This window comes from Pseudomonas paraversuta (assembly GCF_904067025.1).
In the GTDB taxonomy this organism is placed as follows: Bacteria; Pseudomonadota; Gammaproteobacteria; order Pseudomonadales; family Pseudomonadaceae; genus Aquipseudomonas; species Aquipseudomonas paraversuta.
Window position 1 is genome coordinate 1280436 of sequence record NZ_CAJFDA010000001.1, and the last position, 17083, is coordinate 1297518.

Sequence of the window (17083 nt, forward strand, 5' to 3'; positions counted from 1 at the left end):
GGGCGCCGGAGTATAAAGCCCCCGGCGCCTGCTGTCCTGCTAGCGAATCTTTCCTTCGCTGTGGGTGAGCTGCTCTTTGCTGAAGTCATCCACGTCGATCACCTTGCGCCGGGCGGCTTCTGCGGTGCGTAAAGTCTCGGCTTCGGCCGGTTGCAGTACACCTGCCTGCAATGCCGAATCGATAGGCGGTTCGCCCGCAGCCGGTTTGACCTGGCCGCTTTTCAATCCGTCGTGGAGTTTTTTGTGCAGTGGATGTGCGGCTTTGAGCAGGTCGCAGGCGTGTTGCAGGGCGCCTACCGCATCGTCCGGTGACTGCGGGCGATAGCAGCCGGCAAGCACGGCTTCCAGGGCCGGATCGCCTTTGGTGCGACCCAGTACGGCCGCCACTTCAGCATCCAGTGCATCCGACGGCCCGGTATGGCGACGGCCGAACGGGAACACCACGACCCGCAACGCACAGCCCAGCGCACGGCTCGGGAAGTTTTTCAGCAGTTCGTCCAGGGCACGTTCGGCGTGGCCCAGGCTTTCTTCCATGGCCCACCGGAACAGCGGGTTGAGGTACTCGGGGGAGTCCAGATCGTGATAGCGCTTCAGGGCGGCCGAGGCCAGATACATGTGGCTGAGCACATCACCCAGGCGCGCCGACAAGCGCTCGCGACGTTTAAGTTCACCGCCAAGCAGCATCATGCTCAAGTCTGCGAGCATCGCAAAGGCCGCTGCCTGACGGTTCAGGGCGCGGAAGTAACCCTGGCTCAGGGCATTACCGGGGGCGTGTTCGAAACGGCCAAGGCCCAGGTTCAGCACCAGGGTGCTGGCCGCATTACTCACGGCAAAGCCGATGTGCTTGAGCAGCAGGCCATCAAACTCCAGCAGGGCCTGGTCTTTGTCTTCACGCCCGGCCAGGGCCATTTCCTTGAGTACAAAAGGATGGCAACGAATCGCGCCCTGACCAAAGATCATCAGGTTGCGCGACAGAATGTTCGCACCTTCCACGGTGATGAAAATCGGCGCCCCTTGCCAGTTGCGCCCCAGGTAATTGTTGGGCCCCATGATGATGCCCTTGCCGCCATGCACGTCCATGGCGTGGCCGATGCATTCACGGCCGCGCTCGGTGAGGTGGTACTTGAGGATGGCCGACAGCACTGAAGGTTTTTCGCCCAGGTCCACGGCATTGGCAGTCAGCATGCGCGCGCTGTCCATCAGCCAGGCATTGCCGCCAATCCGTGCCAAGGCTTCCTGGATGCCTTCAAAAGCGGCCAGGGGCACGTTGAACTGTTCACGTACTTGCGCGTACTGGCCGGTCACCAGGCTGGTGAACTTGGCAGCCCCGGTGCCGACCGCGGGCAGTGATATGGAGCGCCCGACCGACAGGCAGTTCATCAACATCATCCAGCCTTTGCCGAGCATTTCCTGGCCACCGATCAGGTAGTCCAGCGGGATAAACACGTCTTTGCCCGAGTTCGGGCCATTCATGAATGCCGCGCCCAGCGGCAAGTGCCGGCGCCCGATCTCAACCCCCGGGGTATCTGTGGGGATCAGTGCCAGGCTGATGCCCAGGTCTTCTTTGTCGCCCAGCAGGTGGTCCGGGTCGTGGGCCTTGAACGCCAGGCCCAGCAGGGTGGCAACGGGGCCCAGGGTGATATAGCGCTTTTCCCAGTTCAGGCGCAGGCCGAGTACTTCTTCGCCTTGCCACTGGCCTTTGCAAATGATCCCGGTGTCAGGCATGGCGCCCGCATCGGAGCCCGCCAGTGGACCGGTCAGGGCAAAACAGGGGATATCATCGCCGCGGGCCAGTCGTGGCAGATAATGGTTGCGCTGCTCGTCGGTGCCGTAATGCAGCAGCAGTTCCGCCGGGCCCAGGGAGTTGGGGACCATTACCGTAGAGGCCAGATCACCGCTGCGGGTAGCCAGTTTCATGGCGACCTGGGAATGGGCGTAGGCCGAGAAACCCTTACCGCCGAACTCCTTGGGAATGATCAGGGCAAAAAAACCGTGGGTTTTGATATGGGCCCAGGCCTCGGGTGGCAAATCCATGGCCTGACCGATTTCCCAGTCGCTGACCATTGCACACAGTTCTTCGGTCGGGCCATCGATGAAGGCTTGCTCTTCTTCGGTCAACTGCACCTTGGGGTAGGCCAGCAACTGTTCCCAGTCGGGACGGCCACTGAACAGCTGGCCATCCCACCATACGGTCCCGGCATCGATGGCATCGCGTTCGGTTTGCGACATGGGCGGCAGGGTTTTCTGAAACCAGCTGAACAGGGGCGCGGTGAACAGTTTGCGGCGCAGGTCGGGCAGCAGAAGCAGGGCAGCGGGAACCGCCAGTAATACCCACAAAATAACCAGTAGCCAGCCTGGTACATGGCCGATGATGCCCATGGCCAGCAGATAAACCGCCACCACGGCCATGGACGTCAGGGGCGCGATGCGGCGGTGGGCCAACCAGGCTACACCCACGATCAAAACCAGAATCCACAACAACAGCATATTCAATCCTCCGTGAGGCCATTCAGGCACCCTTGTGAGCTTAGTCGCAAGTCCATATCAAGGTAGTTGCAATAGTGACCTCATGCGGGAGACGGAGTTCGACGTCCCGGCGTAGACTCCTGTGGCGTCTATCAATCAGGAGTTGAGTCATGCTGAAAGTGTGGGGTCGCAAGAATTCGTCAAATGTCAGAAAGGCCTTGTGGTGTATTGAAGAGCTGGCACTGCCCTACAGTCGGGAAGAGGCAGGTGGTGCGTTCGGCGTGGTAAACAGCCCGCAATACCGGGCGTTGAACCCGAATGGACAAGTGCCGACGATCGAGGATGACGGCTTCGTGCTGTGGGAATCCAACGTCATCGTGCGTTATCTGACCGCCCAATATGGCGCGGACACGTCCTGGTATCCCACCGATCCCAAGGTGCGGGCCCAGGCGGACAAATGGATGGACTGGACCAGCACTTCCTTTGCCGCAGCCTTCCGCCCGCTATTTTGGGGTGTCTTGCGTACTCCGGCCGAGCAGCAGGACTGGGTGGCGATCAATGCCGCCATCCAGGCTTGCGGGCAGTTGCTGGAAATCGTGGATCAGGCCCTGTCTGAAAAACCTTACTTGTCGGGTGATGAAATCGGTATGGGTGACATCCCGCTTGGCTCGTTCATCTACGCCTGGTTTGAAATGCCCATCGAACGTCCGTCCCTGCCGCATCTCAGTGCCTGGTATGAGCGTTTGAAACTGCGTCCCGCCTACCGCAGTGCGGTCATGACTGCGTTGACTTAATACCTACTATTAATACGGGCGACTGTACTTGTGCGGCCGGGCCAAGCACCATACGAGGTGTTTAAAGGCCTTGCCGGACTTGTCATGCAGACAGTTCGTCCTTACTTGGGTCTCTCCCTTTCCTTCATCTTGGTGCGTAATCCGATATGAGTTCCGCTCTGTCCATACGGCAGCTAACCAAAACCTACGGCAACGGTTTCCAGGCCCTGAGTGGTATCGATCTGGATGTTGCTGAAGGTGACTTTTTTGCCTTGCTGGGCCCCAACGGCGCCGGCAAATCCACCACCATTGGTATTCTCTCTACCCTGGTCAACAAGACCAGCGGCACAGTGAATATCTTCGGCCATGATCTCGATCGTGACCCTGCGGCACTCAAACGCTGTATTGGCGTGGTGCCGCAGGAGTTCAATTTCAATCAGTTTGAAAAGACCTTCGATATCGTGGTGACCCAGGCCGGGTATTACGGTATCCCGCCGAAAATCGCCAAGGAACGCGCCGAGAAGTACCTGACGCAACTGGGGCTCTGGGACAAGCGCGAAACCCCTTCGCGTTCGTTGTCGGGCGGCATGAAGCGGCGCCTGATGATTGCCCGGGCACTGGTGCACGAGCCGCGGCTGTTGATTCTCGACGAGCCCACTGCAGGCGTGGACATTGAGCTGCGTCGTTCAATGTGGACCTTCCTCACCGAATTGAATGAGCAGGGCACCACCATCATCCTCACCACGCATTACCTGGAAGAGGCTGAGCAGCTGTGCCGCAACATCGGGATCATCGATCACGGCACCATTGTCGAGAACACCAGCATGCGTCAATTGCTGGGTCAGCTGCATGTCGAGACCTTCTTGCTTGACCTGAAGAAGCCGCAGGCGGTGCCGGTGCAACTGATCGGTTATCCGAGCCAGTTGCTCGACGATCACACACTGGAAGTGCAGGTGGATAAAGCGGTGGGCATTACCGGTCTGTTCACTCAGTTGGCCGCTCAAAACGTTGAAGTGGTCAGCCTGCGTAATAAAACCAATCGTCTTGAGGAGTTATTCGTGTCGCTGGTCGAGAAAAACCTGGCAAAGGTGGCGATATGAGCTCGGAGCTGCGCCCCAACCTGATTGCGTTGAACACCATTATTTATCGTGAGGTACGGCGTTTTACCCGCATCTGGCCGCAAACCCTGCTGCCGCCTGCGATTACCATGGTTTTGTATTTTGTAATTTTCGGTAACCTGATCGGTCGGCAAATCGGTGATATGGGTGGCTTCACCTATATGGAGTACATCGTACCGGGTCTGATCATGATGTCGGTGATCACCAACTCCTACGGCAACGTGGTGTCGAGCTTCTTTGGCGCCAAGTTCCAGCGCTCGATTGAAGAGCTGATGGTATCGCCGGTATCGCCCCACACTATTTTGATCGGCTTCACGGTCGGCGGGATTCTGCGCGGGTTGATGGTGGGCGTGATCGTGACCCTGCTGTCACTGTTCTTCACCCATTTGCAGGTGCATCACCTTGGCCTGACCATAGTTGTGGTGGTGCTGACGGCAACGATCTTCTCTCTGCTGGGGTTTATCAACGCCGTATTTGCGCGCAACTTCGACGATATCTCGATCATCCCGACGTTCGTGCTGACGCCGCTGACGTACCTGGGCGGGGTGTTTTATTCAATTACCCTGCTGCCGCCGTTCTGGCAGACCGTATCGCTGGCCAACCCGGTGCTGCACATGGTCAACGCCTTCCGCTACGGCATTCTTGGGGTTTCGGACATCAAGATCAGCGTGGCCCTGACCTTTATGGTGGTGGCAACGATCGTGCTGTACATCGCTTGCGCACGCTTGCTGGTCAGTGGTCGCGGGATGCGCCAGTAGTCTTTCATCAGCATGCAAAAGGCCCCGTAGCGGCTAATGCTGTTCACATGAATAAACCCTGCCTTGGCAGGAGCGAGCTTGTCTCGCGATGATTGTTAACAAGAATGCGTGTTTACAGGTTGAACACGGCGCTCTGGAGACCATCGCGAAACAAGCTCGCTCCTGCAGTTGAGACAGCAGGCGTTTAAGTGAGCAGCATTACCCTTACGGGGCCTTTTTTATGGGCGCTTGTTATGTCGGCGTTTCCATTGGCGGCTGACCCACCAGCGCCAGTACAACTGGGTCAGGCAATAGGCCAGCGCCCCGAGTACGACGCCACACACCACTGACCCAAGCAAAAATGGCTGCCACAGGGTGGACAACTGGCTGCTGATCCATTCCCAGGTCAGTTCGTCGGGCAGTGAGCGGGCCGGGACATTCATCAGCCATGCCCCCATTTGGTAAGTGCAATAGAACACGGGCGGCATGGTGATCGGGTTGGTCAGCCAGACCAGACTCACCGAAATGGGCATGTTGCTGCGCACCGTGATCGCCAGAAAGGCGGCCAGCAGCATCTGGAAAGGCATGGGAATAAACGCGGCGAAGATCCCCACCGCCATTGCACGGGAAACGGAGTGCCGATTGAGGTGCCAGAGGTTGGGATCGTGCAGCAAGGTGCCCAGGAAACGTAAGGACTTGTGTTCCCTGATGCTGGCCGGATCCGGCATGTAGCGTTTGAAAATCCGCCGTGGCATAGGCTTCTCGCTCGGAGTAAGAGTGCAGTATGCCCAAGTTAAGCTAGCCGCTTGTTCAGACTTTGTGACAATTCTTGAAACCTGGAGCGCAGCTTCCGACTAATCCGATAAAACGGCTTTATTGGATCGGGTTATGCATACGGGAATGTTGGCACTGGCGTCGGGTTTGATGGCGTTGCGGTTTTTACCCGGGTTGCCACCGGGCGGGTGGTTGTTGTCAATGCTGGTTGCGGGACTGTTGCTGCTCATCATTCGTTTCTATCCGGTGGGGCTGTTCCTGATCGGGCTGACATGGGCCTGTTTTCAGGGGCAGAGTGCACTGGATGATCGATTGCCCGGCGCACTGGATGGTCGAACGCTGTGGGTTGAAGGGCGTGTAGTCGGGTTGCCCCGGCAGACTGATAGCACCGTGCGCTTTGAATTGCGCGATGCCCGCTCGCGGCACACTGCTTTGCCCGGGACTATCCGGCTGGGCTGGTACGGCGGGCCGCCGGTCAACAGTGGCGAGCGCTGGCGGCTGGCGGTGAAACTCAAGCAGCCCCGGGGTCTGCTTAACCCCCAGGGCTTTGATTATCAGGCCTGGTTGCTGGCGCAGCGGATTGGCGCGACTGGAACTGTCAAGGCGGGTCAACTGCTCGAACCGGCCAGTCATGCCTGGCGCGACGATTTGCGCAAGCGTGTGCTGCACAGCGATGCCAATGGGCGAGCGCCGTGGCTCGCCGCGCTGGTCATGGGCGACAGCTCGGGCCTGAGCAGTGACGACTGGAGGCTGCTGCAGGCAACCGGAACCGTGCACTTGCTGGTGATCTCGGGTCAGCACATTGGTCTGTGTGCCGGACTGATTTACGGCCTGGTCGCCTGGTTGGCACGCCGTGGCTGGTGGCCGCGGCGTCTGCCATGGCTGCCATGGGCCTGTGGCCTGGGGTTTGCCGGCGCGCTGGGTTACGGCTTGCTGGCAGGCTTTGAAGTACCGGTTCAGCGGGCATGCGTCATGCTGGGGCTGGTGCTGATATGGCGTCTGCGGTTTCGTCATCTGGGGGTTTGGCTACCGTTTTTGCTGGCGCTCAACGGGGTGTTGATCATTGAGCCGCTGGCCAGTCTGATGCCGGGATTCTGGCTGTCCTTCGCCGCCGTGGCGGTGCTGATTTTCACCTTCAGTGGACGCCTGGGGCCCTGGGACTGGCACGTGGCATGGGCCCGGCCCCAAGCAATGATTGCCCTGGGGCTGTTTCCGATGCTCTGGATCCTGGGCTTGCCCATCAGCCTGAGCGGCCCGCTGGCCAATCTGGTGGCTGTGCCGTGGATCAGTCTGCTGGTATTGCCCACGGCACTTCTGGGCACGTTGCTGTTACCGGTGCCCTGGCTTGGCGAAACCCTGCTTTGGGTGTCAGGCGGTTTACTTGATGGGTTGATCAGGGGGCTGACCTTGCTGGCCGGGTATTTTTCCCCCTGGTTGCCTGTAACAGTTCCCTTGGCAGTGTGGCTGTTGAGTGCTTTCGGGGCGCTGCTGTTGATGCTGCCGGCAGGCGTGATACTGCGGCCGCTGGGGTGGCCGCTGGTGCTGCTCGCAGTTTTCAGCCCGCGTGAGCAAATCCCTCGCGGTCAGGTTGAAGTGTGGCAGCTGGATGTGGGGCAGGGGCTGGCCATTGTGCTGCGCACCCGCAATCACGCCGTGCTTTATGACGCGGGACCGAAAGTCAGGGATTTTGACCAGGGCGAGCGGGTGGTGGTACCGGTGTTGCGCTCCCTGGGGATAGCCAGGCTGGACCTGATGCTGATCAGTCACGCGCACGCCGATCACGCCGGCGGGGCCCTGGCGGTACAGCAGGAAGTCGGTGCCCTGCGGGTCATCGGCGGTGAGTTGCCGGGGTTGGCGGAGCCGTTGCGGGCGCAGCCTTGTACCAGCGGCGAGAGTTGGGAGTGGGATGGCGTGAAGTTTTCGCTCTGGCAGTGGTCAGGGGCGAGTGACAGCAATCAGAGGTCCTGTGTGATGCAGGTTGAAGCCGGCGGCGAGAGGCTTCTGCTGACGGGGGATATTGACGCCCGGGCCGAACGGGCCTTGTTGCAAACTTCGTTGGGCGTTCCCACCCGCTGGCTGCAAGCCCCGCACCACGGCAGTCGCACGTCATCTTCGGTGGATTTGCTCAAGGCCCTGGCACCCCGGGTGGTGCTGATCTCCCGGGGCCACGGCAACAGCTTTGGCCATCCGCACCCTCAAGTGCTGGCGCGCTATCAGGGGTTGGGGGTGCAGATACTGGACAGTGCCGAGCAGGGAGCGCTGCGGTTTCGCTTGGGCACCTTCGGCAAGGCTGAGAGTCTGCGCGATCAACCCCGTTTCTGGCGTGACTGATGCTTGAAGCCGGCTGCTGTGCGTTGCATGCCCAAGCGGCGAGACAGGCATGGCTGCTACAAGAGGGAGAGTTCAATCATGTGGTAAAGTGGCGCACTTTTTCGAGGGGATTTTCACTGTGTGGGAACTGGTCAAATCCGGCGGCTGGATGATGCTGCCGATCATTCTGAGCTCTGTTGCCGCGCTGGGCATTATTGTCGAGCGCCTGTGGACCCTGCGTGCCAGCCGCGTGACTCCGCCTCATCTGCTCGGGCAGGTCTGGGTCTGGATCAAGGACAAGCAGCTGGACAAGGAAAAACTCAAGCAATTGCGCGCCGATTCGCCATTGGGTGAAATCCTGGCTGCCGGCCTGGCCAACTCCAAGCATGGTCGCGAGATCATGAAAGAATGCATCGAAGAGGCCGCCGCCCGGGTCATTCATGAGCTTGAACGTTACCTCAATGCATTGGGCACCATTGCCGCCATGGCGCCGTTGCTGGGACTGCTGGGCACGGTTCTGGGCATGATCGATATTTTCAGTTCGTTCATGGGCTCGGGCATGACCACCAACGCTGCGATACTCGCGGGCGGTATTTCCAAAGCGCTGATTACCACTGCTGCGGGACTGATGGTCGGTATTCCGGCGGTGTTCTTCCATCGCTTCCTGCAGCGCCGGGTCGATGAACTGGTGGTTGGCATGGAGCAGGAAGCGATCAAACTGGTCGAAGTGGTGCAAGGCGACCGCGAAGTCGACATGGTCGGGAGCAAAGTGTGAAGTTTCGCCGCAAGCCACGGGAAACGGTCGATATCAACCTCGCGTCGTTGATTGACGTGGTGTTTATCCTGTTGCTGTTCTTTGTCGTAACCACCACCTTTACCCGCGAAACCCAGTTGCGGGTGGATCTGCCGGAAGCCGTCACCGGCTCGCCCAGTGACGAGCAGAACACCAGGCAGCTGGATATCGCCATCAGCGCAGACGGGGTGTTTTCGGTGAACGACCAATTGCTGCCAAAAAACGATCTGGCGAGCCTGATCGAGGCCCTGCAGAGGGAGTCCGGTGGCGATACCAGCTTGCCATTGTCGATCAGTGCCGATGGCAAGACCCAGCATCAGGCGGTCATTATTGCGATGGATGCGGCCGGCAAGCTCGGCTTCAGCCATTTGCGCATGACCACCGTTGAGGCGCAGGCGCCTCACTGATGGCCATGTCAGATCGTTTGCTGCGTGCCTGGTATGCCGGGCATCCGCTGCTCAAGCTGTTGAGCCCGCTGGAATGCCTGTACCGCAAAGTGGTAGAGCGCAAGCGCGCGCGTTTTATCGCGGGAGAGGGCGAGATCTATCGTGCGCCCGTACCGCTGGTGGTGGTAGGCAATATCACTGTCGGCGGTACCGGTAAAACACCGCTGATTTTGTGGCTGATCGAGCATTGCCAGCGCAATGGTCTGCGGGTTGGGGTGGTGAGCCGTGGTTATGGCGCCAGGCCGCCTCAATTGCCGTGGCGTGTCAGCGCCGATCACAGCGCCAGAATAGCGGGGGACGAGCCCTTGCTGATCGTGCAGCGAACCGGCGTACCATTGATGATCGACCCCGATCGCAGTCGTGCGGTTCAAGCCTTGCTGGCCAGCGAGCCACTGGACCTGATTCTTTCGGACGACGGTTTGCAGCATTACCGCTTGGCCCGGGATCTGGAGTTGGTGCTGATCGATAACGCCCGGGGCCTGGGCAATGGTCATTGCCTGCCGGCGGGGCCGTTGCGGGAACCGGCGGAGCGATTACTGAGTGTGGATGCGGTGCTGTATAACGGCGCTGCCAGCGACCCCCAAGGTGGATTTGCGTTTCAGTTGCAGCCGACTGCGCTGATCAACCTGCTCAGTGGCGAGCGCAAGGCGCTGGACTTTTTCCCGCCTGAACAGGCCTTGCATGCCGTGGCCGGGATCGGTAATCCGCAGCGTTTCTTCACCACCCTCGAAACGCTACACTGGCGGCCAATCGCCCATGCTTTTGCAGACCATGCGCCCTATAGTGCCGAGGTCTTGAATTTCATGCCGCCATTGCCTCTGGTCATGACCGAAAAGGACGCGGTGAAGTGCCGCGACTTTGCGTCACCTGACTGGTGGTACCTGGCGGTTGACGCTGTTCCTTCCGAAGCCTTCGTGCTGTGGTTTGACCGGCAGTTATTGCGTCTTTTACCCAATCGTCTTTTGCCCTAACCGATCTTTATTCAGGGGAACATTTTATGGACACCAAGCTGCTCGATATCCTCGCGTGCCCTGTTTGCAAAGGCCCGCTCAAGCTCAGCGCCGATAAAACCGAACTGATCAGCAAGGGTGCAGGCCTGGCTTACCCGATCCGCGACGGGATTCCGGTGATGCTTGAAACCGAAGCCCGCACCCTCAGCACTGATGAGCGTCTGGATAAATGATTCCGGTTTTTACCGTCGTAATTCCCTCGCGCTTCGCGTCGACCCGTTTGCCCGGCAAACCGCTGCTGACGATTGCCGGCAAGCCGATGGTTCAACACGTCTGGGAACAGGCCTGTAAAAGCAGTGCGCAGCGGGTGGTAGTGGCCACTGACGATGCGCGCATTGTCGAGGCTTGCAAGGGGTTTGGTGCCGAAGTATTGCTGACCCGTGCCGATCACGAGTCCGGTACCGATCGCCTGGCCGAAGTGGCCACCCAACTGGGGCTGGCCAGCGATGCCATAGTGGTCAATGTGCAGGGCGACGAGCCGCTGATTCCACCGCAACTGATTGATCAGGTCGCGATCAACCTGGCGGCCCACAGCGAAGCAAGCATGGCGACGCTGGCCGAGCCGATCACAGACGTCGAGACCCTGTTCAACCCGAATGTGGTCAAGGTGGTCAGTGATATCAACGGGCTGGCGCTGACATTCAGCCGGGCTACCTTGCCCTGGGCCCGTGATGATTTCGCTTCGCACCCGGAGCAGTTGCCTGCCGGCGTGCCCTATCGTCGCCATATCGGGATCTACGCCTATCGCGCCGGTTTCCTGCATGACTTCGTCAGCTGGGGCCCTTGCTGGCTCGAAAACACCGAGCGTCTGGAGCAACTGCGGGCACTTTGGCATGGTGTACGAATCCATGTGGCCGACGTGCTCGAGTCGCCTGCGGCCGGTGTCGATACCATTGAAGACCTCGAGCGCGTTCGGCGTTTGCTGGAGGCTTGATGCGCGTCCTGTTCGTTTGTCTGGGTAATATCTGTCGCTCTCCTACGGCCGAAGGCGTACTGCGCCACAAGTTGCAGGTAGCGGGTCTGGCCGGGCGTGTTGAAGTGGCTTCTGCAGGAACGGGCAACTGGCACGTAGGCGGGGCACCGGACAAGCGTACCCAGCGCGCAGCCATGCGGCGGGGTTACGATTTGTCGGCGCAGCGTGCGCAACAGGTGGTCGCGGCCGACTTCAATCACTATGACCTGATTCTGGCCATGGACCTGAGCAACCTGCGCGACCTTAAAGCCTTGCAGCCTGCCAACGGCAAGGCCGGGCTTGACCTGTTCCTGCGTCGTTTCGATGGCGTTAAAGACGAGGTGCCCGACCCCTATTACGACGGTGAGGCGGGCTTTGAAGAGGTGCTGGATCTGGTTGAGTCTGCATGCGATTTGCTGGTGATTGAACTGAAGGGGCGTTTATGAGTTTGCTGTTGCAGGTTGATGAGTCGCTCAAGCCGTTCAATAGCTTTGGTGTGGATGTGCGCGCGAGCCTGTATGCCGAGGCCTGTAGCGATGACGACGTGCGCGAGGCATTGCAGTGCTCGGCGCAGCGCAATTTGCCTTTGCTGGTGATCGGCGGCGGTAGCAACTTGCTGCTGACCAGGGATGTCCCTGCGCTGGTGCTGCGCATGGCTAGCCGTGGCATTCGCCAGGTTGAAGACGATGGTCGGGAAGTGGTGGTCGAGGCCGAAGCGGGCGAGGTGTGGCATGCCTTTGTGTTGTGGACCCTGGAGCAAGGCCTGTCGGGGCTGGAAAACCTCAGCTTGATTCCTGGAACCGTGGGTGCCGCGCCGGTACAGAACATCGGCGCTTACGGCGTTGAGATCAAGGACGTTTTTGCGGGGCTGACCGCACTTGACCGGCAAACCGGTGAGCTGCGCGATTTCACCCTGGCGGACTGCGACTTTGGCTACCGTGACAGCGTGTTCAAACAACAGCCGGGGCGCTGGGTGATTCTGCGGGTCCGGTTTGCCCTGAGCCGTGCCGCAAGGCTGCATCTGGAGTACGGACCTGTACGCCAGCGCCTGAGTGAGCAGGGTATCGAACAGCCGACGGCGACCGACGTGAGCCGTGCCATCAGCAGTATCCGCAGTGAGAAGCTGCCGGACCCGGCGGTATTGGGTAACGCAGGCAGCTTCTTTAAAAATCCGCTGGTGTCAGCTGCGCTGGCCGCTGAGCTGAAACTGGCGCATCCCGGCATTATCGGTTACCCACAAGCTGATGGCCGAGTGAAGCTGGCCGCCGGCTGGTTGATCGAAGCCGCGGGGTGGAAAGGCTTTCGTGAGGCTGACGCCGGAGTGCATCGTTTGCAGTCGCTGGTATTGGTCAACTATGGCTCGGCCAGCGGTTTGCAGTTGCTGGCCCTGGCCCGACGCATTCAGGAAGATATCGAGCGGCGCTTTGCGGTGCAGCTGGAGATGGAACCGAACCTGTATTAATGGCTTCTCCCGATCTGGATAATAAATGAAGCAAATACCGGCATGGGCGTTAGCGCTGACCCTGGTGACATTAACCGGGTGTACGACAGCTCCGCCCAAAGACCAGGGCAATCTATGCAGTATCTATCGCCAGTATCCTGCCTGGTACAAGGACTCGGTCGCGATGCAGAGCCGCTGGGGAACGCCTCCCCATGTGGCGATGGCGATCATGAAACAGGAAAGCAGTTTTGTCGCTGATGCGCTTCCTCCCCGCGCTTATCTGTTGTGGGTAATCCCGTGGGGCAGGGTCAGCCCGTCATACGGCTACGCGCAAGCTCAACCGCCGGTCTGGAAGGATTTCGAGCGAAGCATGGGCAGTGGCGGTTCTCGCGATAACTTTGCCGATGCCATCATGTTTATCGGATGGTATGCCGCAGGTACCCAGCAGCAGTTGGGGATTTCCAAATGGGATACCTACAACCAGTATCTGGCGTACCACGAGGGCAGGGGCGGTTACAGTCGCAATACATACCGTGCCAAACCCTGGCTGATGCAGGTGGCCCGTAAAGTTGAGCAGCAGTCGAAAACCTATGGTGCGCAGCTTAACCAGTGCCGCGGCGAGCTGGAGCGTAACAGGCGTTCGTTCTGGTTCTTCTAGCCCCCCCCGCAATTCATTGTAGGAGCAAGCTCGCTCCTGCAGTTGATGCGGTAGACAACGGAAATAAAAAAGCCCCGCCAGTTCAGAACTGGCGGGGCTTTTTAGTGGCCTGCAGGTTTAGACGAGTGGTTTAGACTCGTGTTCCTTGCCTTCGGCTACGGTTTCGCCAGCAGCTGCCTGAGCGGCGGCAGCGGCGGCTGCTTCACGCTTGCGGCGACGTACTTCGCGCGGGTCGTTAGGAGCGCGACCATTGCTTGGTGCGGTGCTGGCAACCGGAGCTGCAACCACTACTTCAGTCACTTCAGTCACTTCAGTCGCGACAACAACTTCTGCCGGAGCAGGTTGTTCAACTACAGCTGTCTCGATCACGGCGGCTTCAGCCACTACGACTTCGACAGCCACAGGTTCAGCCACAGGAGCCGGAGCTGCCTCGACAATAGCCGGCTCGGCAATCGGCTCGCGTACAAAACGGGCTTCTTTGACGTGCTCTGGCGCTTTTTCGATGGCTGGTGCCTCAACAACCGGTGCTTCCACGCTTGGCGCTTCTACTGCCGGTGCTTCGACTACCGCTTCAACCACTGGCTCTGGCGCAGCTACAACAGGCGCTTCGACTGCCGGGGCAGGCTCGGCAACTACCTGAGCTTCAGGCTGTGCTTGCGGTGCTGCAGGCACTTCAACTTCTGGTGCCTTGACTGCTTCGACCGGGGTGACCGCTTCAACAGCTGGCGCTTCAACTACGGGTGCTTCAACCGCAGGGGCTTCTACAACCGGTGTTGGCACAATGGCTACTTCAGTTGTTTGAACCTTTTCAGCAATCACGGTTTCTGCCGGAGCCGATTCCTGGACGGTCTGGGTAGCACGCTCGGCCTGTTGATTGGCCTGGGCTTCAGCAGGAGCGCTGATGACCGAGCTGGCAACGGCTTCAGTGACGGCCAGACCGGCAGCCAGTTCAGTGGTGGAAGGAGCGTTTTCGGCAGTGCCTTCTTCGCTGTTTTCTTCCGACCCTTCAATCACGTTGCCATTGGCATCGCGTTGACGCTCACGACGGTTGCTGCGACGACGCTGGCCACGGGAGCGGCGGCGTGGACGATCGCCTTCGGCGTTGTCCTGCGACTCGTCCTGGGATTGCTCTTCGTTCGACAGAGCTTCTTCGTCTTCTGCGGCTACTGGCTGTACTTCGCGTGGTGCACGTTCTTCGCGGGGAGCACGCGGCTGGCGTTCTTCCCGTGGAGGGCGCGGTGCGCGCTCTTCTTCGACGACGACGGCTGCAACGGCTGCAGCAGGAACGGCATCCAGAGGCTCGCGCAATTCGCGAACGCGCTCTTCACGGGCTTCGCCGCGCGGTTTGCGTTCTTCACGAGGTGCGCGTGGAGCACGTTCTTCACGAGGTGGACGCGGTGCGCGCTCTTCACGGGCAACAGCAGCTACCGGAGTTTCTTCGCGCGGCTCGCGGACTTCGCGTGGTGCGCGTTCTTCTCGCGGTGCACGCTCTTCGCGTGGCTTGCGCTCTTCATCGCGACGGCCATTGCGATTGCGGCTTTGCTGGCGACCATTGCGGCGCTCTTCATTGCGCGCAGGACGCTCTGTCGTTGCCGGCTTCTCAACCACGGTCGGAGCAGCAGGCTCTTCCTTGGAGGCGAACAGGCTTACCAGCGATTTGACCAGGCCTTTGAACAGGCTTGGCTCGGCGATGGTAGCGGCAGGTGCAGCAGCAGGAGCCGGTGCAGCAGCTTCGGTCGGAACCGGTGCCGAGGTGCGCGGCGGTGCTGTTTTGACTGCAGCTTCCTGGCGAACCAGAGTGCGAGTGGCGGCAGCCGGCTGAACTTCTTCCACTTCCGCAGCAGCGGCAGCGATTTCGTAGCTGGACTGGTTGGTGTGGGCTTCCGGGCTGTCATCACGCAGGCGCTGAACTTCGAAGTGCGGCGTCTCGAGGTGATCGTTCGGCAGAATGATGATGCGTGCACGGGTCCGCAGTTCGATTTTGGTAATCGAGTTGCGCTTCTCGTTGAGCAGGAATGCAGCAACCGGGATTGGCACCTGGGCGCGCACTTCGGCAGTGCGGTCTTTCAGGGCTTCTTCTTCGATCAGGCGCAGAATGGCCAGCGACAGCGATTCAACGTCACGGATGATGCCGGTGCCATTGCAGCGTGGGCAAACGATGCCGCTGCTTTCGCCCAGGGATGGACGCAGGCGCTGACGGGACATTTCCAGCAAGCCAAAGCGCGAGATACGGCCTACTTGTACGCGGGCACGGTCTGCTTCCAGGCACTCGCGGACTTTTTCTTCCACGGCGCGCTGGTTTTTGGCAGGGGTCATGTCGATGAAGTCGATGACGATCAGGCCGCCGATGTCGCGCAGGCGCAACTGACGGGCGATTTCTTCAGCCGCTTCAAGGTTGGTTTGCAGTGCGGTTTCTTCGATATCGCTGCCTTTGGTGGCGCGCGCCGAGTTGATGTCGATGGACACCAGGGCTTCGGTCGGGTCGATAACGATGGAGCCGCCGGAAGGCAGTTCAACGACGCGCTGGAAGGCGGTCTCGATCTGGCTTTCGATCTGGAAACGATTGAACAGCGGAACGCTGTCTTCGTAGAGTTTGATTTTGCTGGCGTACTGCGGCATCACCTGGCGGATGAAGGTCAGGGCTTCGTCCTGTGCTTCAACGCTGTCGATCAGTACTTCGCCGATGTCCTGGCGCAAGTAGTCGCGGATGGCGCGGATGATCACGTTGCTTTCCTGATAGATCAGGAATGGCGCGGAGCGGTCCAGGGAGGCTTCTTTAATGGCGGTCCAGAGTTGCAGCAGGTAATCGAGGTCCCACTGCATTTCTTCGCTGCTGCGGCCCAGGCCTGCAGTGCGCACGATCAGACCCATGTCGGCCGGAGCGATCAGGCCGTTCAGGGCTTCGCGCAGCTCGTTGCGTTCTTCACCTTCGATGCGACGGGAGATACCGCCGGCACGCGGGTTATTAGGCATCAGAACCAGATAACGGCCAGCGAGGCTGATGAAGGTGGTCAGGGCTGCGCCCTTGTTGCCACGCTCTTCTTTCTCGACCTGCACGATAACTTCCTGGCCTTCGCTCAGGACGTCCTTGATGTTGACGCGGCCTTCAGGAGCTTTCTTGAAGTACTCGCGGGAGATTTCCTTAAGTGGCAGGAAGCCGTGGCGCTCAGAGCCAAAATCGACAAAGGCAGCCTCAAGGCTTGGTTCGATGCGAGTAATACGGCCTTTATAGATATTGGCTTTCTTCTGCTCGCGCGCGCCTGACTCGATGTCCAGGTCGTAGAGGCGTTGGCCATCTACCAGTGCAACACGCAACTCTTCAGGTTGAGTTGCGTTAATCAGCATTCTTTTCATGTTGTACCGTCGGTTTCCGGGCTACCGGAAACGGCGTTCGGCACACACGACTTCTCATGGTCGGTGTCAGGTGCGTCAGGAGCAGTTGGCCACTCCTGTGTCCAGCGAGGTTCGACCAATGGGGGCGAAGTCGCGACTTACGCTTCCTGCTTGCTGTGGTGACTTAAGCACTCAGTCAGGAGGAGGAATCAACCAGCGGCTGTGGACGAGATGAAGCGTCTTGATAAAGCCTATTGCTACACAGTCCGGCG

15 protein-coding genes are annotated in these 17083 nt (G+C 59.6%); 12 read left to right on the forward strand and 3 right to left on the reverse strand.

Translation table 11 applies throughout. The features are described 5' to 3' along the window. Positions 1-39: 39 nt before the first annotated feature. Positions 40-2487, reverse strand: coding sequence for an acyl-CoA dehydrogenase (locus JQ848_RS06120; RefSeq protein WP_003442566.1), 2448 nt, complete (start codon positions 2485-2487; stop codon positions 40-42). A gap of 149 nt (positions 2488-2636) precedes the next feature. On the opposite strand from JQ848_RS06120, the gene JQ848_RS06125 reads away from it, so the two are divergent. From JQ848_RS06125 to JQ848_RS06135, 3 genes are all read left to right on the forward strand, one after another. Then, the gene (locus JQ848_RS06125) at positions 2637-3260 is read left to right on the forward strand and encodes a glutathione S-transferase family protein (protein ID WP_127196188.1); all 624 of its coding nucleotides are present in this window, start codon (positions 2637-2639) and stop codon (positions 3258-3260) included. 146 nt (positions 3261-3406) lie between these two features. Next, positions 3407-4339, forward strand: coding sequence for an ABC transporter ATP-binding protein (locus JQ848_RS06130; protein ID WP_003442562.1), 933 nt, complete (start codon positions 3407-3409; stop codon positions 4337-4339). Further along, positions 4336-5115, forward strand: a complete 780-nt coding sequence (locus JQ848_RS06135) for an ABC transporter permease (RefSeq protein ID WP_003442560.1) — start codon at positions 4336-4338, stop codon at positions 5113-5115. The genes JQ848_RS06130 and JQ848_RS06135 overlap by 4 nt, the downstream gene beginning before the upstream one ends. 218 nt (positions 5116-5333) lie before the next feature. Here the strand turns inward: JQ848_RS06135 and JQ848_RS06140 are convergent, their stop codons facing one another. Continuing rightward, entirely contained in the window at positions 5334-5849 is a 516-nt protein-coding gene (locus JQ848_RS06140) for a DUF2062 domain-containing protein (RefSeq protein WP_003442559.1), read from the reverse strand. A gap of 133 nt (positions 5850-5982) precedes the next feature. Between JQ848_RS06140 and JQ848_RS06145 the strand changes: the two genes are divergently transcribed. From JQ848_RS06145 to JQ848_RS06185, 9 genes are all read left to right on the forward strand, one after another. Continuing rightward, on the forward strand, positions 5983-8199 hold the full coding sequence (locus tag JQ848_RS06145; RefSeq protein ID WP_202210360.1) for a DNA internalization-related competence protein ComEC/Rec2: 2217 nt from the start codon (positions 5983-5985) through the stop codon (positions 8197-8199). Positions 8200-8317: 118 nt separating this feature from the next. Beyond that, on the forward strand, positions 8318-8953 hold the full coding sequence (locus tag JQ848_RS06150) for a MotA/TolQ/ExbB proton channel family protein (RefSeq protein WP_003442555.1): 636 nt from the start codon (positions 8318-8320) through the stop codon (positions 8951-8953). Beyond that, positions 8950-9378 carry an ExbD/TolR family protein gene (locus JQ848_RS06155; protein ID WP_003442553.1) on the forward strand — a complete coding sequence of 143 codons (429 nt, stop codon included), beginning with the start codon at positions 8950-8952 and terminating at the stop codon, positions 9376-9378. Before JQ848_RS06150 ends, JQ848_RS06155 begins: the two co-directional genes overlap by 4 nt. Further along, a complete protein-coding gene (gene lpxK / locus JQ848_RS06160; protein ID WP_202210361.1) occupies positions 9378-10388 on the forward strand; it encodes a tetraacyldisaccharide 4'-kinase in 1011 nt (336 codons plus the stop codon). The genes JQ848_RS06155 and lpxK overlap by 1 nt, the downstream gene beginning before the upstream one ends. A gap of 26 nt (positions 10389-10414) precedes the next feature. Next, a complete protein-coding gene (locus JQ848_RS06165; protein ID WP_003442540.1) occupies positions 10415-10600 on the forward strand; it encodes a Trm112 family protein in 186 nt (61 codons plus the stop codon). Continuing rightward, a complete protein-coding gene (gene kdsB, locus JQ848_RS06170) occupies positions 10597-11361 on the forward strand; it encodes a 3-deoxy-manno-octulosonate cytidylyltransferase (protein WP_003442538.1) in 765 nt (254 codons plus the stop codon). The genes JQ848_RS06165 and kdsB overlap by 4 nt, the downstream gene beginning before the upstream one ends. Then, positions 11361-11825: a low molecular weight protein-tyrosine-phosphatase gene (locus JQ848_RS06175; protein ID WP_003442536.1), complete on the forward strand. Its 465-nt coding sequence runs from the start codon at positions 11361-11363 to the stop codon at positions 11823-11825. The genes kdsB and JQ848_RS06175 overlap by 1 nt, the downstream gene beginning before the upstream one ends. Next, complete coding sequence (murB, locus tag JQ848_RS06180; RefSeq protein ID WP_010655786.1) at positions 11822-12841, forward strand: UDP-N-acetylmuramate dehydrogenase; 1020 nt, start codon at positions 11822-11824, stop codon at positions 12839-12841. Before JQ848_RS06175 ends, murB begins: the two co-directional genes overlap by 4 nt. Positions 12842-12866: 25 nt before the next feature. Continuing rightward, positions 12867-13478: a transglycosylase SLT domain-containing protein gene (locus tag JQ848_RS06185; protein ID WP_202210362.1), complete on the forward strand. Its 612-nt coding sequence runs from the start codon at positions 12867-12869 to the stop codon at positions 13476-13478. 117 nt (positions 13479-13595) lie between these two features. Here JQ848_RS06185 and rne read toward each other — a convergent pair whose 3' ends face one another. Then, on the reverse strand, positions 13596-16823 hold the full coding sequence (rne, locus tag JQ848_RS06190) for a ribonuclease E (RefSeq protein WP_202210363.1): 3228 nt from the start codon (positions 16821-16823) through the stop codon (positions 13596-13598). Positions 16824-17083 lie beyond the last annotated feature (260 nt).